We start from the raw sequence: 19,476 nt of genomic DNA, 5'->3' as shown, positions 1-19,476 counted from the left end.
AATGAAATTATTTAATGTTTATTCTATTCTAGATATAGAACTTGATAAAAGTGAAGGATTATATGTTTTCGATAAAAAAGGAAATAAATATCTAGATTTTTATGGAGGACACGCAGTCATTTCTATTGGACATACTCACCCGTACTATGTTCAATCCATGATAAAACAAATACAAAAAATTGGTTATTATTCAAATAGTATTTTGATTTCTCATAAAAAAAAACTAGCGAATATGATGGGAAAAATTTCAGGATATGAGGATTATTCGTTATTTATATGTAATTCTGGAACAGAATCGAATGAAAATGCATTAAAAATTGCTTCTTTTCATACAGGTAAGAAAAAGATGATATCATTTAAAGGGGCTTTTCATGGGAGAACAACTGGAAGCATTTCTATTACAGACAATAATCAAATAAAAACATCTTTTGATTATCGAAAAAATGTTTTATTCATGAATTATAATGATCTAGATATTTTAGAAAAAATATTAAAAAATAGGGATATTTGTGCGGTCATTACTGAAGGAATTCAAGGTATATCCGGTATTGTAGATCCAGGACCAAATTTTTTTCATAAAATTGATCAATTATGTCATCAATATAACACCGTATTCATTATTGACGAAATACAAAGTGGATATGGAAGAACTGGTCATTTCTTTGCCCATCAGTTTTATTCTATAAAACCAGATATTATCACGGTAGCAAAAGGCATGGGGAATGGATTCCCTATAGGAGGAGTATTAATCCATCCAAAATTTAAATCATATCATGGTATGTTAGGATCTACTTTTGGAGGAAATTATTTAGCTTGTACAGCAGGAATATCTGTTTTAAAGGTTATTCAAAAAGAAAATTTAATTGAGAACGCAAAAAAAATGGGTGAATTGCTATTCAAAAAAATGACATATATATTGGAAATTAAACGAATTAGGGGAAGAGGGCTCATGTTAGGAATTGAATTTGATTTTCCTATTCATAATTTGAGAGATGTGTTGATTTATAGAGAAAAAATACTTGTAGGTACATCTAATAATCCATATGTTTTACGATTACTTCCTCCATTAAATGTGAAAAAATGTCATATAGAAATTTTTTTGAATAAATTAAACAAAGCTTTATTGTATTTAAAAAAATAATGGAAAATAGTAAAAATAAAAATAAGGGATTTTTAGTTTTAGAGGATGGTACGAAATTCAATGCTTATCATTTTGGAGCGCCAGTATCTTCATCAGGTGAAGTTGTATTTAACACAGCCATGACAGGATATCCAGAAAGTATAACGGATCCATCTTATAGAGGTCAAATAGTTACTTTTACCTATCCTATCATAGGAAATTATGGAGTTCCACCTTTTTCTTTTTGTAAAGAATCCATTTCCAATTACTATGAATCCGATGAAATTCAAGTTTCTGGATTATTGATTTCTCGTTATTCGAATAGACCCTATCATTGGAATATGAATCAGTCTTTGTCAGATTGGTTATTTCAACATAACATTCCTGGATTATATGGTTTAGACACTAGATTTATTGCAAAAAAACTTAGAACAAAAGGTGGATCTATGTTAGGAAAAATATTATTGGAAAACCGAAATATTCCTTTTTATAATCCCAATTCGGATAATTTATCTGATCAAGTATCAATCGATAAAAAAATGATATATGGAAATGGTATTTATCAAATATTACTTCTAGATTTTGGACTAAAAAATAATATTTTAAGATGTTTATTGAAAAGAAATTGTACGATTATAAGAGTTCCATGGAATTATGATTTTACCGATGAAACATATGATGGATTAGTTATTTCCAATGGACCAGGAGATCCAAAAATATATGAAAAACCTATCCATTATATCCGTATGGCTATAAAAAAAGAAATTCCTATTTTTGGAATATGTCTCGGGAATCAACTTTTAGGAATTGCTGCAGGAGGAAGAACTCATAGATTAAAATTTCCTCATAGAAGTCATAATCAACCAGTTATATCATTACAAACTGGTAAAAGTTTTATTACATCACAAAATCATGGATATGTTTTAGATATCAGTCATATATTAGATAAAGATTGGAAGGTTTTTTTTAAAAATTTAAATGATGATACATGTGAAGGAATTATTCATAATCATAAACCATTTTTTTCTGTCCAATTTCATCCAGAAGCATCTAGTGGACCGACAGACACAGAATTTTTGTTTGATTTTTTTATAGATTTAATTATTAAAAAAAAAAAAAGGAATAAATAAAGGAATTTGTAAAAAGAAAAATGAAAATAAAAAAAGTATTGGTTTTAGGATCAGGTGCATTAAAAATAGGAGAAGCAGGTGAATTTGATTATTCTGGAACACAAGCTATCAAAGCTTTGAAAGAGGAAGGTATTTATACCGTATTAGTGAATCCAAATATTGCAACTGTTCAAACTTCAAAAGGAATTGCTGATAAAGTTTATTTTCTTCCTTTAACTTCATTTTTTATAAAAAATGTGATATATAAGGAACAACCGGAAGGAATTGTATTATCATTTGGAGGACAAACGGCACTGAATTGTGGAATCAATCTCTTTCGAGAAGGAATTCTAGATAAAAGTAACATTCAAGTATTAGGAACTCCCATCCAATCTATAATTGAAAGTGAAGATCGATACAAATTTCGAAAAAAACTCAATCATATTCAAATAAAAACAGCAACAAGTTTTGTAGTTAATTCGATAGAAGATGCTGTTATCTATTCTATGGAAATAGGATTCCCTATTATAATTAGATCTGCTTATACATTAGGTGGTTTAGGTAGTGGTTACGCAAACAATGTGAGTGATTTAAAGAAAATAGTAAATCAAGCATTCTCTTATTCTTCTCAAGTTATTATAGAAGAATATTTAGAAGGATGGAAAGAAATAGAATATGAAATTGTTCGAGATAAATATGATAATTGTATTTCCGTATGTAATATGGAAAATTTTGATCCAATAGGGATTCATACCGGAGAAAGTATTGTAGTCGCTCCATCTCAAACTTTAAATAATTCGGAATATTTCAAATTAAGAAAATTAGCTATAGATATAGCTAAAAAATTTAATATTATTGGAGAGTGTAATGTTCAATTTGCATTAAATTATCAATCAGAAGATTATAGAGTAATTGAAGTGAATGCTCGTCTTTCTCGTTCAAGTGCTCTTGCATCTAAAGCAACAGGATATCCTTTGGCTTTTATTGCTGCAAAATTATCTATAGGATATGGATTACATGAGTTAAAAAATTCTATCACCAAAAATACTTCTGCTTTTTTTGAACCGGCATTAGATTATGTAGTATGTAAAATTCCAAGATGGGATCTTGAAAAATTTGATGGAGTTTCTAATAGAATTGGAAGTAGTATGAAAAGTGTAGGAGAAGTGATGGCTATCGGTGGATCTTTCGAAGAAGCTATTCAAAAAGGAATCCGAATGTTGGATATAGGAATGTATGGATTCGTGAATTCCATACATAACAAAAAAATAATTGGTTCTTATAAACTTTTGAAAAAAAATCTGAAAAAACCTACATATCAGAGAATTTTATTTTTAGAGGAAGCTTTTGAAACAGGTTTTTCTGTAGAAAAAATTCACAATTTAACAAAAATTGATCCATGGTTTCTCTATCAATTGCAAAACATATTAGAAACTAAAAATCAAATTTCTTCATTCAAAGAATGGAATGATATTCCATATGAATTATTGAAAAAATCAAAACAAGAAGGATTTTCGGATTTACAAATCGCTAGTATTTTTTTTAGAAAAAAAGAAAAAAAATATGAAAATATTTATGATTTAGAAGAAAAAATAAGACAATATAGAAAAGAAAAAAATATTATTCCTTTTGTGAGACAAATTGATACTTTAGCAGGAGAGTATCCATCAAATACAAATTATCTATATTTAACTTATCATTCTATTCAACATGATATTTGTTATGAAAAAGATGGTAGATCGATCATCACACTAGGTTCTGGAGTTTATCGAATTGGTAGTAGTGTGGAATTCGACTGGTGTTGTGTAAATGCATTACATACTATCAATCAAGAATCTTATAGATCTATCATGATTAATTATAATCCAGAAACAGTAAGTACTGATTTTGATTTATGTGATCGATTATATTTTGAAGAACTTTCTTTAGAACGGGTATTGGATATAATTGAATTAGAAGAGCCAAAAGGAACTATTGTATCTATGGCTGGTCAAATACCTAATAATTTAGCTTTAAAACTTTATGAGAAAAATGTTTGTATTTTAGGAACATCTCCTATTTCTATAGATAAAGTAGAAAATAGATATAAATTTTCTCATGCTATGGATGAATTAGGTATTTTGCAACCAAAATGGAAAGAATTATCTGATTTTAAAACTATTTATCAATTTGTAAAAGAAGTTGATTTTCCTATATTAGTTAGGCCTTCGTACGTATTATCAGGGTCCAATATGAACGTGATTTCTAATCAAGAAGAACTTCAAAATTATCTTAATGAAAAAATGAAAGAAATTTCCCAAGAATATCCATTAATTGTTACAGAGTTTATAGAAAATGCAAAAGAAATTGAATTTGATGCTGTGTCTCAAGATGGAGTTATATTATATTATACTATATCCGAGCATGTAGAATTTGCTGGAGTTCATTCAGGAGATGCCACTTTAGTGTATCCACCACATAAGATTTATGTTTCTACATTAAAAGAAATGATAAATACGTCTAAAAAAATATCAAAATATTTTAATATAACTGGTCCTTTCAATATTCAATTTTTATATAAAAATGATCAAATAAAAGTCATAGAATGTAATTTAAGAGCTTCTAGAAGTTTCCCTTTTGTTTCAAAAGTATCTAATTTTAATATGATTAAACTCGCGACTCAAGTCCTTCTTGGGAAAAAACAGGATAAAAAAAAATCTAATTTTTTGGAAAACAATTTTATAGGAGTAAAATCTTCTCAATTTTCTTTCTCTCGTTTACAAAATGCAGATCCAATATTGGGTGTTGATATGGCTTCTACGGGAGAAGTCGCTTGTTTAGGAGATTCTTTCGAAGAAGCCTTATTGAAGGCTATGATTTCTGTTGGTTATGATATTCCTAAAAAGAATATATTAATTTCTGGAGGTCCTATTGATTCTAAGTTAGAACTATTGGATGTATTGAAACTTGTAACAAAAAAAGGATATATATTATATGCAACAGCAGGAACTAACCATTTCTTATCTATGAATGGAATTCCTTCTATCAAAGTTTATTGGCCTAACGTTAGGAAGTATTCTAATGTGATAGATCTGATAAAAAGCAGAAAATTAGATTTGATTATCAATATTCCAAAAAATTTAAGTAAAACGGAATTATATAATGATTATCATATCAGACGTACTGCCATAGATTTTAATGTTCCGTTACTTACCAATTCTCGTTTATCGAAAGCCTTTATACAAGCATTTTGTCATTTATCTATGGAAAAATTATTTGTGAAATCATGGGATGAATATAAATAAATCAAATTGATGAAAAATTTTTTTAGTGTAGAAGATGTTCCTAATGTATATCATCTTATTCAAGAAGCTATATCTATAAAACAAAAACCATATGATTACCAATACATTGGTAAAAATAAAACTATTGGATTAGTTTTTTTCAATCCTAGTTTGCGTACAAGAATTAGTTGCCAAAAAGCTTGTTTTAATTTAGGATGTCATACATGGATATTAGATCTTAATAAAGATTCTTGGAAAATAGAAATGAATGATGGAAGTATTATGAAAATGAAACAAGAGCATATTAAAGAAGCCATATCTGTTATGAGTAGGTATTGCGATATACTTGCAGTCAGAACTTTTCCCAATCTTTTAGATAGAGATGATGATTATAAAGAAACTATATTTAAAAAAATCATGACTTATTCTCAAGTTCCTGTAATTAATATGGAAAGTGCAACTTTACATCCTCTACAATCTTTAGCAGATCTGATTACTATAGCGGAATATAGTTCTTTTTTCAAAAAAAAAAGTAAAGTTGTGTTAAGTTGGGCTCCACATGTCAACCCTTTACCTCAGTCTGTTGCTAATTCATTTGCTCAATGGATATCGAAAATTGAACAAATAGATTTTGTTATTTCATGTCCAAAAGAATACCATCTTTGTGAAAAATTTTCTTTGAAATCAAAAATTATTCATCATCAAAATGAAGCTTTTTTAGGATCTGATTTTATTTATGCTAAAAATTGGAGTAGTTATTTATATTATGGAAAAGTGATTCAGAAAGATTATTCTGATTGGATGATTACGGAACAAAAAATGAATATAACTAATCAAGCTAAATTTATGCATTGTTTACCTGTAAGGAGAAATGTAGTTGTAGAAGATTCCGTTTTAGATAGTCCGAATTCGATCATATTGCAACAGGCGGAAAATAGAATTTTTTCTGCACAAATAGTTTTTTTAAAAATTCTTCAATTTCTATCATGAAAATTCATATAGTAAAGATAGGTGGACATATCATTAATGATCCTAAACTTCTGAATATTTCTATTCAATCTTTTTGTAAATTAGAAGGATATAAAATTTTCATTCATGGAGGAGGAGAAAAAGCAAATAATGTGATGGATCGAATGGGTATTCCTAAGAAAATGATAAGAGGGAGAAGGGTGACTGACAAAAAAACTCTCGAAGTCGTTGTTATGATTTATGCGGGATATATTAACAAAAATATTGTTTCCTTATTACAAGGTTATAATTGTAATGCTTTAGGTTTGTCTGGAGCAGATGGAAATTGTATCAAATCATTTTTTCGTAGTAAAGAAAAAAACATTGATTATGGATATGTAGGGGATATTGATATAAAAAATATTAATATTCATTTTATCAAACTTCTTCTAAAAAATGATCTAGTTCCTGTATTATGTCCTATTACTCATAATGGATATGGGACTCTTTTGAATACTAACGCAGATACCATATCATCTCATATAGCTATTGCGTTATCAAATGATAATAATCAAGTAGATTTACATCTATGTTTTGAAAAAAAAGGAGTATTACGGAATATAAACAATCCAAAATCTTTTCTAAAAAAGATTAATTTTGATTTGTTTCAAAAAATGAAACAAGATCATACTATTTTCAATGGCATGATTCCGAAATTAGAAAATGCATTTTTTGCATTCCAAAATGGAGTGAAAAAAGTATCTATTGGTCATCCTCATTATTTAAACGAGATTCACAATAATACTGTACTATGCCTGTAATAGATATCAAAAAATTAAAAAAAGAGGCAATCAAACTCCTAATCAAACTGATCAATATTCCTTCAGTATCGAAAAATGAATATCAAGCGTCCGTTTTGATAGAAAATTATTTTCACAAACATGGATTTTATGTAAAAAGAAAATTTAATAATATATGGGTAGAAAATTCTAATTTTCCTAAAAAAGAAAATGTAAAAACCATATTATTAAATTCTCATATTGATACAGTAAAACCGGTAAAAGGATGGAGAACCAATCCTTTTACTGCTACAAAAAAATATGATCAAATTATTGGATTAGGGAGTAACGATGCAGGTGGATGTGTCGTATCATTAATATCTACTTTTCTCTACTTAAGTAATTTGTCTAATTTTCCATATAAATTAATCATTTCTATTACAGCTGAAGAAGAAATATCTGGAAAATTAGGGATAAGATCCATTTTAAAAGAATTTGGTTGTATTGATTTGGGTATAATAGGTGAACCAACTAATATGAAAGTAGCAGTAGCTGAAAAAGGATTAATGGTGCTATATTGTATTGCATTAGGTAGATCGGTTCATTCTGCAAAAAGTAATGGGATTAATGCTATATATTTAGCTATAAAGGACATAAATAATTTAAAAAATATGTTGTTTGATAGAAAATCGATATTATTAGGATATAGTACGTTAAATATCACTCAAATACAGGGAGGTATTCAACATAATATTATTCCTGATTTTTGTTCTTTTATTGTAGATATTCGAATGAATGATTTATATGAAAAAAATGAGTTTATAGAAATCATTCAAAAAACCATTCATTCTAAAATTGAAATACGTTCTTATCATTCCACTTCTTACATAAGTTCAACGCATCCTATTGTTTTACATGCAAAATTCATGGGAATAAAAACTTATGGATCTCCAACTCTTTCTGATCAAAGTATCATGACATTTCCTACCATTAAGATGGGAGTAGGTGATAGTTCTCGTTCTCATACATCTAATGAGTATATTTTAGTGTCGGAAATCGAAAAAGGAATAGATATTTATATTGGTTTATTAACCAGGTTTCTATTTTAGAATCTTCGTAAAAAAAAAGTAAATTTGTTTTATTCTTTTTTTTTGTAAAAAATTTTTTATATGTTAAAAGAAATAAACGATACAAATTTTGATCAATTAGTTCATGAATCAAAAGATCCTATATTGGTCGATTTTTGGGCACCATGGTGTACTCCATGTAAAAATTTATCGGTATTATTAGAAGAAATGTGTCATGATGAAAAATACAAAAATCAGGTTTTATTTTTCAAATTAAATGTGGATAAAAATCCTTTGATTTCATCCAAATATGGAATTCGTAGTATTCCTACAATGATTTTTTTTAAAAATGGAAAAAAAGTGGATATCTATGTTGGATCAGCTTCTAAAAAATATATAAGAGAGAAGTTAAATGTTTTAATAAAATAGTTCTTTTGGTCTGGTAGTTCAGTTGGTTAGAATACATGCCTGTCACGCATGAGGTCGCGGGTTCGAATCCCGTCCAGACCGTTTTGATTTGTTTTCTAAGTACTCCAACATTTTGATCACGAATGAGAAATACGATTATTATATTTTGGTCCTTTTTCATTTACTACAAATAACATAGATTGTTTTATTATTGATATTATCCGTATTGCCAACATTCATTTTTACTACTTTTCATTAGTTGATGATGATTTGTTCATATTTATCGGATGTTCAACATGATGAAATCATTTTTCAAGACCATATCATGACAATTTATTATTTATTGCTACTTTGATAATCCCTATGCTAATCGGAAAAAAGATCAAGTTTGTAGTCCATGCGCCAATCCACGGAATCAAATTTCCTTTTTCTACTTCATTTTGAGTAATAGTAATTAGTATATAATAACAAATAAATATAGATAAAGATATGATAGTTGGATATAGAATTCCTCCTTTTTTGATAATACTTCCCAATGAGGAACCAATAAAAAACATGATAAGACATGTTATTGGAAACGTAAATTTTTTTTGAAGTTCTAATTGAGTTTTGTATAAGTAAATTTTTTGTTCATATGTAAAATTTTTTGAATGGATTTGCTTTTTATTTAAAAATTTAATTCTTTTTATTAAGCTTTTTGTATCGAGAAATTTATATGATTCATGATCGTTTTCTCTATTTTTTTCTTGATATGAAGGAATTGGAAATTTTTGAATCAAAGTTTTAAATTTTGCTATTTGATAATATGTATTTTTTTTATCATTGTAATGATTCCTCCAATCGAATTTTCCGCTATATAAAAATCCATTCCTTAATTTTAGTACAACATATTTTTTTACTTTGTTAGTATTTATAAATCCTTGTTTGGCCAAAATGGTATTGATTATAGAATTATCATCATTATGAAAAAAAATGAAAACGTTTTGTAATCTATTCTGATTCTGTTTTTCGATCTTTTTATCTACTTTGATAAAAACATTGGAACATATATTGACAAATATTCCTTCTTTTATTATTAATGATGGAGAAGATAATGATATTTGATCTCCTAATTTTCTAATCTGAACATGAGCTTTTGGAATGAAAAAATCAGAGAAAAAATATGAAACAAGAGATAAGATCAATGATACGATAAACACGGGTAACATAATGCGAAAAAAAGATATTCCAGAAGATTGAATCACGAAAAGTTCTTTTTTTTCCGATAAGTTTCCAAATGTTATTAGAGAAGTTAATAATATAACAATAGGAATCACTATAGGAAAGATAATTATTCCAAAATAATAAATAAATTTGATAATAATGATGATATCTATATTTTTTCCCGTTAATTCATCAATTTGACTCCAGAAAAATTGGATTAGAAATAAAACAAATATTGACAAAAAAACGATAAAAAAAGGTTCTATAAATAAACGAACCATGTAAAAATCTAATTTTTTAATCATGATTTGATCCATTTATCTGGTTCTGGTAAAAAATATTCTTTTTTTTGTTGATTGATATCTTCATAAAAATTCACTATTTTTTGTATTTCTTCCAAATCCATAAATGGACTTTGCAATCGAATTAATTCGTTTTTGTTTGAAGAAAATAGTAAATCTCCTCTACCTATTAATTTTTCTGCACCTGAACAATCTAAAATTGTTCTAGAATCTATTTTAGAACTTACTTTAAAAGATATTCTTGCTGTAAAATTTGATTTTATTAATCCGGTAATAACATTGACCGAAGGTCTTTGTGTTGCTATAATCATATGTATTCCCACAGCACGAGAAAGTTGTGCTAGTCTAGTAATATATATTTCTATTTTTGTGGTTTTAAAAAACATACTTAAATCAGCAAACTCATCAATAATTAATACGATATAAGGTAAATGCACATTTTTTTTACTATTGTATTTTATATGATATTCTTGAATATTTCTTACTTTCCCTTTTTTTAAAATGGAAAATCTTTTATCCATTTCTTTACATAAGGCATTTAATGTTTTTTCTACTTCTTTTAAATCCGTAATAATTGAATTTTTCGAATGAGGTATTTTTGCAAAAAAAGATTTTGAAATTTTTTCATATATGGATAATTCTACTTTTTTTGGATCAATTAAAATAAATTTTAGATCTTTTGGATTTTTTTTATATAATAAAAAAACAATGATTGCATTTAATCCTACGGATTTTCCTTGGCCAGTTGATCCTGCTATCAAAATATGAGGCATATTGACTAAATCGATTATAAAAATTTCATTAAAAATTGTTTTTCCTAATGAAATAGGTAATTCCATGTTTTTACTTTTTTCTTTGCTTTCTTTTGAAAATAAAATTTCTTTCATATACACTTTATAACGTTGATTATTAGGAATTTCTATTCCTATAGAATTTTTTCCTGGTATAGGAGCTATAATCCTTACAGACGAAGCAGATAAATTTAAAGCAAGTTCATTTTCTAAATTTTTTATTTTAGAAATACGAATCCCCATATGAGGAACAATTTCATACAATATCACATTTGGTCCTACAACAACTTTTATATGAAATATTTTGATATGATAAAAATTGAGTATTTGATATATTTTTTTTTTATTTGATTCTAAATCCACTTTTTGTATATCGATTGATGCATTTTTATTATTATTTAAAATAGAATGTAACATATTGATATTTTTTTTATATTCTATCTTTTTTTTTGTATATGACGAATAAGAGGGAAATGTAAAGTGATTTTTTATTATGTTTTCATAATTTTTCATTTTTTTTTGTATTTGACAAGTAATAAGATGAACAATCACCATCATATCAAATAATCCACTAATAGAAATAATTATATATGTTCCGGTTCGACCAAATAAGTTGGTTAATAAATTTCCTAATTCAAATCCAACAATACTGTTGGAAATGATTTTTTTATTGGAAAAAAAAATATGAGAAGTAATTGGGATCCATGTACTGAAAAAAATAAATTGATAGATTAGTGATTTATAAAGATTATTTAATATTTTTTTTTTATCAAACAAAAACTGTAATCCTGTGATAAATAATAATATAGGAATAAAAAACGCACTGATTCCTATACTACAATAAATAAAAAAATGGGATATGAGTGCTCCTATTTTTCCGAGCATGTTTTCTGCAATGATATTGTTATTAAAAAAGTCTTCTATTTGACTCTGATCGTTTTCCCAATGAAAAATAAAAGAGAAAAAACTTAAAAAGAAAAAAATACTGAATAATAACAGGAAAAATCCGAATATAGTGGATCGAATTTTATTTCCATGATTTTTTATTTTTTTTTTGTTTTTATTTAAAATATTTTTTTTATTCATATTGTTTTTTGAAAAAAAAGAAAATTTATTATATTAATAAGGAAAGAATTCAATGAAAAATAAAATATAACAAATCATTGGTTATAATCGATAATTTGAAACTATCATTATAGTACGAATCATATTCACATTGTAAAAATAGTGAACGAATGGATATCATTTATATGATGATCATTTTAATAAGAAACTTTTTCGAAACAAAAACCTAATGATTTGATATATCATGAAATGATCTATGTTGTTTTTTTAGGAATGAATGATCGTATACAATTTTTTGAATTCATGGAAATAATCAAACATCATACATGAAAATAGTACTATATTTTGGGTCTTTTAATCCGATTCATTTAGGACATTTAATTATTGCAAATTATGTACTAGAATTCATCAATCATATTCATTCTGTTTGGTTTGTTGTCTCACCTAAAAATCCATTAAAAAAAGATATATGTTTAGATTATGAACACCGAATAAAAATGGTTCGTCAGGCTATTGATAATTACAAAAATATGATGGTTTTAGATATTGAATCAAGGTTAATAAAACCTTATTATACGATTCATACATTAAATCATATAGAGAAACAGTATCCTATGAACCAATTTTTTCTTCTTTTAGGTAAAGATTCTTTTTCGTCTTTCACGAAATGGAAAAATTATCAAACTATATTAAATAAATATGATATTCTAGTATATCCTAGAATAGGAAAAAAAATGAAATCAGATCAACCTATTTTGAAACAGAAAAAAGTGATTTTTTTAAATGAAGCTCCAGTTATTGAAATATCTTCTTCATTTATTCGAAATTCGATTCAGAATGGTAAAAATATCAAATCATTTCTTCATGAAAAAGTTTGGATTTATATTATGAAACATAATTTTTATATCACAACATAATGTGATTATCATTCATGTTTTTTATAATATTGATATGTTTTTTTCAGTAGTTGAACAAATTCAAGTTCATCGAAAATTTTCTGAATACCAATCCAATTTGGTGATTGGACGAAAAACATTTGATCTTGAAAATTAAATGGAATATTAGTAACTATAGTGATTAATTGTTTAGATAAGTACCCAAATTGTTTATTTTTTTCTACATTTTCTTTCATCTTGCCCTGAAGATCATAAGTGGAATTTAAAAAATTTTCAATATTTCCATATTTTTTTAAAAATTTTTTTGCATTTTTTTCTCCTATTCCTGGAATTCCGGGTATATTATCGGAAGAATCTCCCATCATACTCCACAAATCGATAATCTGTTTTGGATAATGGATTTCAAATTTTCTTTGAATATCTTCTATACCCATAATTTTTTTTGGATTTCCTTTAAAAGGAGGAATATATATTTTTATATTTTTTGTAATAAGCTGGAAAAAATCCTTATCTAAAGAAATTATATATACAATATATCCTTTATTTTCTGCTTTTTTAGCAATTGTTCCTATGACATCATCAGCTTCATATCCATTATATGAATGAATAAACAAAATACGAAAAGCTGTTAATATTTTTTCAATATAAGGAATGGCTATCTGTATTTCTTTGGGGATTTTTCTCCTATGAGATTTATATTTTTTGTATGTTTTTTTTCGAAAAGTTTCTTGGTGTTTATCAAATACAACAGACATATAAGTAGGATTTTCTCGGATTAATAGATTAATCAAAAAGTTTGTAAAATGGATAATAGGAGAAGTATTTAATCCTTTAGAAGTAAAAAGATGGGATTTTTTATAAGCATAAAAACTTTGATAAATTAGTGGAAATGCATCTATTAAAAATAACTTTTTAGTATCATTCATTATAGCAATATCAACTTTTTTTATATTAAAAAAAAAATCATATTTATACATGGAAAAATTGAATAATAATAAATATATAGTAACAGCAGCTCTTCCATATGCAAATGGACCAATTCATATTGGTCATTTATCCGGTGTTTATTTACCAGCAGATATTTTTGTTCGTTTTCTCAGAAGAAAGAAAATAGATGTTATTTTCATATCCGGATCGGATGAACATGGAGTGTCTATTTCCCTCAAAGCTAAGGAAGAAAATAAGAATCCAAAAGAAATAGTGAACAAATACCATTATATGATTCGAGATTGTTTTATGAATTTTGGAATTCAATTTGACAATTATTCCAGAACTTCTAACAAAGTTCATTACGAAGTTTCCAATTCTTTTTTTTTAGAATTTTATAAAAAAAAAACAATATTTGAACAAACATCGGAACAATATTACGACCAAAAAGCTCATCAGTTCTTATCAGATCGATATATATCGGGAACATGTCCTTTTTGTCAAGAAAAGGATGCATACGGCGATCAATGCGAAAATTGTGGAAAAAATTTAATTCCTGAAGATTTAATTAATCCCAAGTCTACCATTAGTGGATGTGATCCGATTCGAAAAAAAACAACACATTGGTATTTTCCTTTGAATAAATATCAAAAATTTTTAAAAAATTGGATTATGAATAATAAAAAAAATTGGAAAATAAACGTGTACGGACAAGCAAAATCTTGGTTAGATCAAGGATTAAACTCACGTTCCATTACAAGAGATTTAGAATGGGGAATTCCAGTTCCCATGGATCAAGGAAAAGGAAAAGTTCTATACGTGTGGTTTGAAGCACCTATAGGATATATATCTTCTACTATCGAATGGGCTAAAAAAAACAGTATAGACTGGAAATCCTATTGGAAAAATCAAAACACAAAATGGATTCAATTTATAGGAAAAGATAATATTGTTTTTCACTGTATTATATTTCCATCAATTCTTAAAGCATATAACCATGGATACATCCTACCGTATAATATATTAGCTAATGAATTTTTGAATTTAGAAAATAAAAAAATATCTACCTCTAAAAAGTGGGCCGTTTGGGGGCATGAATATTTAATTGATTTCCCAAATCAACAGGATACCTTACGTTATGTACTCATAGCAAATATGCCTGAAAAAAAAGATAATAATTTTAATTGGAAAGATTTTCAAAGAAAGAATAATGCAGAATTGGTGGCTATATTAGGAAATTTTGTAAACAGATGTTTAACTTTAGTTGAAAAACATAATAATAGAATAGTTCCTACTCCGGAAATTTTATCTGAAAAAGAAAAAATTATATTAAAAGAAATCAGATCATACCCAAAAAAAATCGGCGACTTAATTCATTCTTATAGATTTAGGGATTCTTTATCTTATTTCATGAAAATAGCTCGTATCGGAAATAAATATTTAACAGAAGAAGAACCTTGGAATAAAAAAGAAAAAAAAAGAATCAATACTATTATTTATGTTTCATTACAAATAGTAGCCATGTTATCGCAACTGTCAGAACCATTCTTACCTCATACATCCCAAAAATTGCTAAACATTCTTCATATCAAACTATTATGTTGGGATCACATAGAAAAGATCGAGTGCCTTTTAAACCCTGGACATTCATTGGGTCATTTTACATTTTTATTTAAAAAAATCACGAATGAAGATATTCATAAACAATTATACAAATTATATAAAAAATAAATAAAGCGGAGAGAGAGGGATTCGAACCCCCGGAGGAAATATCCTCAACGGTTTTCAAGACCGTCGCAATTAACCACTCTGCCATCTCTCCATTCAAATTTGAATTTCTACTATATTTCGAAGAAGATCTGTCATGGATTCTCTTTTTCTTATGAGAAAATCTTTTCCATCAATCATCATCACTTCAGAAGGTCTATAACGAGAATTATAATTCGAAGACATAGAAAAACAGTAAGCTCCAGCATTTTGAATACACAAAATATCTCCTTCTCGTATTTCTGATATTTTTCTATTCAAACCAAAATTGTCTGATTCACATATATATCCAACTACATTATAAAAACGAAAACGACCTTTTGGATTAGAAATATTTTCAATATGATGATATGCATTATAAAACATAGGGCGAATAAAATGATTGAAACCTGAATCGATTCCTGCAAATATAGTAGAAACTGTATGTTTAATAACGTTAACACTTACTAAAAAGCATCCAGATTCACTAACCAAAAATTTACCAGGTTCAAATATCAAAGTAATGATTTTTCCATAATTTTTGCAAAAATGTTGAAACAGTTCCGTTATATATTTACTGAGCAAAGTTAAATCTGTTTGATCATCTTTTTTTTGATATGGAACTTTGAATCCACTTCCAAAATCTATATAATCAAGATTGGGAAAATCCTTAGCAATTCTTAATAACACTTTTGCTCCATTTATAAATGATTGAATTTCTGATATATCAGATCCCGTATGCATATGTAATCCTTCTATTTTCAATCCTGTATTTTTTAATATTTGATTCATATGAGGAATTTGATAATAAGAAATTCCAAATTTGGAATCAATATGTCCTACTGAAATTTTTGAATTTCCCCCTGCCATGACATGTGGATTAATTCTTATTCCTATAGAATGATGAGGAAAATATTCTCCAAATTGTTCTAAAATAGACAAATTGTCTAAATGGATTCGAACTCCTAACTCTACTGCGTTTTTCACTTCTTTTATAGAAACACCATTGGGTGTGAATATTATTTCATCTGGAAGAAAACCCGCTTTTAATCCTATTTTTATTTCCTGTATAGAAACGGTATCTAATCCACATCCCATTTTTTTCAGAAATTTCAATATATTTAAATTAGTATTTGCTTTACAGGCATAATTAATGGTCAATTTTTGAATATCTAAAAAAGAATTTTTCAATTTTTGAAATTGATCCTTCATTTTTTCAGAATCATATATATATAATGGAGTGCCGTATTGTTTTGCTAATTTGATTAAATCTATTTCATGGAATGGGGTCCTTTGACTATTTTCTATATTTTCATTCATTATATAATGAAATATTCTATCAATTTTAACACAAAAAATAACATAATTTTTTATGATTCTGACAAAAGAGATAAATGAATGACATCATTCATATTTCTAACATAATCAAAAGTTACTCCTTTTACATGTTCTGGTTTAATTTCTTCTACATCTCTTTTATTTTCCTTGGAAAGAATGATTTTCTTGATGTTAGCACGTTTAGCTGCTAAAATTTTTTCCTTTATACCTCCTACAGGTAAAACTTTTCCTCTTAAAGTAATTTCTCCCGTCATTGCTATATACGGTTTGGTTTTTCTTTTTGTATATATGGATACTAAAGAAGTTAACATGGTTATACCAGCAGATGGTCCATCTTTTGGAACCGATCCTTCTGGTACATGTATATGTACATTTTTTTCTTCGAACATGATGGGATCTATATTAAATTCTTGATAATGAGCTTTAATATATTGCATAGCGATCGTTGCGGATTCTTTCATAATTTCTCCTAAATTTCCTGTTATACTCAAATGACCTTTCCCATTAGATAAACTAGATTCAATATATAATATATCTCCACCAAAATGAGTCCAAGCTAATCCAGTTACCACTCCTGGATCATTATTTCCTTCATAACGATCTGGCTCATGAGGAATTCCAAGAATACTCTCTATTTTTTCAATACTTAACCGTTTTACATACTTTTTATTCATAGCTATATGCTTAGCAACATAACGTGTTAATTTAGCTATGTGTTTCTCCAGGTTTCTCAATCCAGATTCTCTGGTATAACTTTCAATTACTTTTTCTATTTGTCTTTTTCCAAGTGTTAGATGATATTTGTTGAGTCCATTTTCTTTTAACTGTTTAGGTAAAATGTGTTTTTTTACAATGTATGTTTTTTCTTCTATGGTATATCCATTAATTTCTATGATTTCCATTCGATCAACAAGAGCTGGTTGTATATGAGAAATAGAGTTCGCAGTTGCTAGAAATAATACTTTTGATAAATCATACCCCATTTCCAAAAAATTATCATAAAATTCAGTATTTTGTTCTGGATCTAAAACTTCTAACATAGCAGATGATGGATCCCCATTAGTTCCTATACCCATTTTATCAATTTCATCCAAAACTAAAACAGGATTAGAAGTTCCCACTTTTCGTATGGACTGTAAAAGTCTACCAGGCATAGCTCCAATATAAGTTCTTCTGTGACCTCTAATTTCTGATTCATCATGTAATCCTCCTAGAGAAATTCGTGCATATTTTCTTTTGAGAGCTGTAGCAATGGATGTACCCAATGATGTTTTTCCGACTCCTGGTGGCCCGTAAAAACATAAAATAGGAGCACGCATATCGCCTCTTAATTTTAATACGGCTAAATATTCTATAATACGTTCTTTGACTTGATCTAATCCATAATGATCTCTATCTAATATTCTTTGTGCGTATTTTAAATCAAAATTGTCTTTTGAATATTGTTTCCAAGGAAGATCTATCATTAGCTCTAGATAATTTCTTTGTACCGTATATTCAGGCATTTGAGGATTTGTTCTTTGCATTTTTATCAGTTCTCTATCAAATTGTTTTTTTGCTTCTTGAGTCCATTTTTTTCTAGTAGCTTTATCACGCATATCATCTATTTCTTTTTCATAAGAAATATCCCCTAATTCTTCTTGAATAGCTTTAATTTGTTGATGTAAAAAATATTCTCTCTGTTGCTGATCCATATCATTTCGTACACGAGATTGAATATCATTCTTCAATTTAATTTGCTGATGTTCTACATTGAGGAATCGTAAAGTTTCTATTGCTCTTTTTTTTAAATCATCGTATTCTAATAATTGTTGTTTATCTCCTATTGATAAATTCATATTTGCAGCTACAAAATTGATTAAAAAAGATGGACTTTCTATGTTTCGTATAGCAATACTTGCCTCTGATGGTATATTGGGATTATCTTGAATAATTTTTATAGCAATATCTTTTATTGATTCTACCAAAGCAATATATTCTTTATCCTTACAGGAAGGTTTCTTTTCTTCTAAAGCGATAATTTCAGCTTTAAAATATGGATCGTTTTGAATAAAACGACTGATTTTGAATCTTCTTTTTCCCTGTAAAATAACAGTAGTGTTTCCATCAGGCATTTTTAACAATTTTAAAATTTTAGCTACGGTTCCTACGGAATATAAATCTTGTTCACTGAGATTTTCTATTCCAGGATTTTTTTGTGTTAAGACTCCTACTGTTTTGTCCAATCCATAAGCATCTTGTAGTAATTGGATGGATCCACTTCTACCTGCAATAATTGGAAAAACAATTCCAGAATACAAAACCATATTTCTTACTGTTAGGATACCTAATTGTTCGGGAACTTCGTCTTTAAGTAATTGATCTTCTTCATCTTGACTCATTAATGGAATAAATTCTGCTTCAGACTCAAAACTAGATCCGGTAAATGTATTTTTTAATAACATAAAAAAATAGATTTCATACTTACTGTGATGATTTTTTTATGAAAAAAACCTCCACTTGATTAAATATACT

14 protein-coding genes and 2 tRNA genes are annotated in these 19,476 nt (G+C 27.2%); 10 read left to right on the top strand and 6 right to left on the bottom strand.

Translation table 11 applies throughout. The features are described from left to right. The first annotated feature begins 1 nt into the window (after window position 1). The 8 genes from H0H35_RS01470 to H0H35_RS01435 all read left to right on the top strand — a co-directional run bounded on the left by H0H35_RS01470 (window position 2) and on the right by H0H35_RS01435 (window position 8,796). Window positions 2-1,141, top strand: a complete 1,140-nt coding sequence (locus tag H0H35_RS01470) for an aspartate aminotransferase family protein (RefSeq protein WP_185882707.1) — start codon at window positions 2-4, stop codon at window positions 1,139-1,141. Then, window positions 1,141-2,250, top strand: coding sequence for a glutamine-hydrolyzing carbamoyl-phosphate synthase small subunit (gene carA / locus H0H35_RS01465; protein ID WP_185882706.1), 1,110 nt, complete (start codon window positions 1,141-1,143; stop codon window positions 2,248-2,250). Before H0H35_RS01470 ends, carA begins: the two co-directional genes overlap by 1 nt. A 20-nt stretch (window positions 2,251-2,270) precedes the next feature. Further along, window positions 2,271-5,513, top strand: coding sequence for a carbamoyl-phosphate synthase (glutamine-hydrolyzing) large subunit (gene carB / locus H0H35_RS01460; RefSeq protein WP_185882705.1), 3,243 nt, complete (start codon window positions 2,271-2,273; stop codon window positions 5,511-5,513). Between the two features lie 9 nt (window positions 5,514-5,522). Further along, entirely contained in the window at window positions 5,523-6,482 is a 960-nt protein-coding gene (locus H0H35_RS01455) for an N-acetylornithine carbamoyltransferase (RefSeq protein WP_185882704.1), read from the top strand. Beyond that, window positions 6,479-7,261: an acetylglutamate kinase gene (argB, locus tag H0H35_RS01450; protein WP_185882703.1), complete on the top strand. Its 783-nt coding sequence runs from the start codon at window positions 6,479-6,481 to the stop codon at window positions 7,259-7,261. The genes H0H35_RS01455 and argB overlap by 4 nt, the downstream gene beginning before the upstream one ends. After that, window positions 7,252-8,328, top strand: coding sequence for a M20/M25/M40 family metallo-hydrolase (locus H0H35_RS01445; protein ID WP_185882702.1), 1,077 nt, complete (start codon window positions 7,252-7,254; stop codon window positions 8,326-8,328). Before argB ends, H0H35_RS01445 begins: the two co-directional genes overlap by 10 nt. A gap of 60 nt (window positions 8,329-8,388) precedes the next feature. After that, the gene (gene trxA, locus H0H35_RS01440; RefSeq protein WP_185882701.1) at window positions 8,389-8,715 is read left to right on the top strand and encodes a thioredoxin; all 327 of its coding nucleotides are present in this window, start codon (window positions 8,389-8,391) and stop codon (window positions 8,713-8,715) included. Between the two features lie 7 nt (window positions 8,716-8,722). Then, window positions 8,723-8,796, top strand: a tRNA-Asp gene (locus H0H35_RS01435). Window positions 8,797-9,017: 221 nt separating this feature from the next. Here the strand turns inward: H0H35_RS01435 and H0H35_RS01430 are convergent. Further along, a complete protein-coding gene (locus H0H35_RS01430) occupies window positions 9,018-10,202 on the bottom strand; it encodes an LptF/LptG family permease (RefSeq protein WP_238892301.1) in 1,185 nt (394 codons plus the stop codon). Further along, entirely contained in the window at window positions 10,199-12,076 is a 1,878-nt protein-coding gene (locus H0H35_RS01425; protein ID WP_185882699.1) for a DNA translocase FtsK 4TM domain-containing protein, read from the bottom strand. Before H0H35_RS01425 ends, H0H35_RS01430 begins: the two co-directional genes overlap by 4 nt. A 305-nt stretch (window positions 12,077-12,381) precedes the next feature. On the opposite strand from H0H35_RS01425, the gene nadD reads away from it, so the two are divergent. Beyond that, window positions 12,382-12,972 carry a nicotinate (nicotinamide) nucleotide adenylyltransferase gene (nadD, locus tag H0H35_RS01420; protein WP_185882698.1) on the top strand — a complete coding sequence of 197 codons (591 nt, stop codon included), beginning with the start codon at window positions 12,382-12,384 and terminating at the stop codon, window positions 12,970-12,972. An 8-nt stretch (window positions 12,973-12,980) separates the two neighbouring features. On the opposite strand, the gene H0H35_RS01415 is transcribed toward nadD, so the two are convergent. Then, window positions 12,981-13,877, bottom strand: coding sequence for a 5'-3' exonuclease (locus tag H0H35_RS01415; RefSeq protein WP_185882697.1), 897 nt, complete (start codon window positions 13,875-13,877; stop codon window positions 12,981-12,983). A 49-nt stretch (window positions 13,878-13,926) separates the two neighbouring features. Between H0H35_RS01415 and metG the strand changes: the two genes are divergently transcribed. After that, window positions 13,927-15,609 carry a methionine--tRNA ligase gene (gene metG / locus H0H35_RS01410; RefSeq protein ID WP_185882696.1) on the top strand — a complete coding sequence of 561 codons (1,683 nt, stop codon included), beginning with the start codon at window positions 13,927-13,929 and terminating at the stop codon, window positions 15,607-15,609. Window positions 15,610-15,615: 6 nt separating this feature from the next. On the opposite strand, the gene H0H35_RS01405 is transcribed toward metG, so the two are convergent. The 3 genes from H0H35_RS01405 to lon all read right to left on the bottom strand — a co-directional run bounded on the left by H0H35_RS01405 (window position 15,616) and on the right by lon (window position 19,406). Beyond that, window positions 15,616-15,700: transfer RNA gene (locus tag H0H35_RS01405), tRNA-Ser, on the bottom strand. A gap of 2 nt (window positions 15,701-15,702) precedes the next feature. After that, complete coding sequence (lysA, locus tag H0H35_RS01400) at window positions 15,703-16,944, bottom strand: diaminopimelate decarboxylase (RefSeq protein WP_185882695.1); 1,242 nt, start codon at window positions 16,942-16,944, stop codon at window positions 15,703-15,705. A gap of 50 nt (window positions 16,945-16,994) precedes the next feature. Continuing rightward, a complete protein-coding gene (lon, locus tag H0H35_RS01395; RefSeq protein ID WP_185882694.1) occupies window positions 16,995-19,406 on the bottom strand; it encodes an endopeptidase La in 2,412 nt (803 codons plus the stop codon). Window positions 19,407-19,476 lie beyond the last annotated feature (70 nt).

Source organism: Blattabacterium cuenoti (assembly GCF_014252435.1).
Lineage (GTDB): Bacteria > Bacteroidota > Bacteroidia > Flavobacteriales > Blattabacteriaceae > Blattabacterium > Blattabacterium cuenoti_X.
Note: the sequence above shows the minus strand (reverse complement) of the source record. Positions and strands in the feature narration are given on the sequence as shown.

Bases quoted from the DNA above. Each gene is read 5' to 3' on its own strand.
- H0H35_RS01470 (WP_185882707.1), top strand. From the start codon at position 2: ATGAAATTATTTAATGTTTATTCTATTCTAGATATAGAACTTGATAAA.
- carA (WP_185882706.1), top strand. From the start codon at position 1,141: ATGGAAAATAGTAAAAATAAAAATAAGGGATTTTTAGTTTTAGAGGAT.
- carB (WP_185882705.1), top strand. From the start codon at position 2,271: ATGAAAATAAAAAAAGTATTGGTTTTAGGATCAGGTGCATTAAAAATA.
- H0H35_RS01455 (WP_185882704.1), top strand. From the start codon at position 5,523: ATGAAAAATTTTTTTAGTGTAGAAGATGTTCCTAATGTATATCATCTT.
- argB (WP_185882703.1), top strand. From the start codon at position 6,479: ATGAAAATTCATATAGTAAAGATAGGTGGACATATCATTAATGATCCT.
- H0H35_RS01445 (WP_185882702.1), top strand. From the start codon at position 7,252: ATGCCTGTAATAGATATCAAAAAATTAAAAAAAGAGGCAATCAAACTC.
- trxA (WP_185882701.1), top strand. From the start codon at position 8,389: ATGTTAAAAGAAATAAACGATACAAATTTTGATCAATTAGTTCATGAA.
- H0H35_RS01430 (WP_238892301.1), bottom strand. From the start codon at position 10,202: ATGATTAAAAAATTAGATTTTTACATGGTTCGTTTATTTATAGAACCT.
- H0H35_RS01425 (WP_185882699.1), bottom strand. From the start codon at position 12,076: ATGAATAAAAAAAATATTTTAAATAAAAACAAAAAAAAAATAAAAAAT.
- nadD (WP_185882698.1), top strand. From the start codon at position 12,382: ATGAAAATAGTACTATATTTTGGGTCTTTTAATCCGATTCATTTAGGA.
- H0H35_RS01415 (WP_185882697.1), bottom strand. From the start codon at position 13,877: ATGAATGATACTAAAAAGTTATTTTTAATAGATGCATTTCCACTAATT.
- metG (WP_185882696.1), top strand. From the start codon at position 13,927: ATGGAAAAATTGAATAATAATAAATATATAGTAACAGCAGCTCTTCCA.
- lysA (WP_185882695.1), bottom strand. From the start codon at position 16,944: ATGAATGAAAATATAGAAAATAGTCAAAGGACCCCATTCCATGAAATA.
- lon (WP_185882694.1), bottom strand. From the start codon at position 19,406: ATGTTATTAAAAAATACATTTACCGGATCTAGTTTTGAGTCTGAAGCA.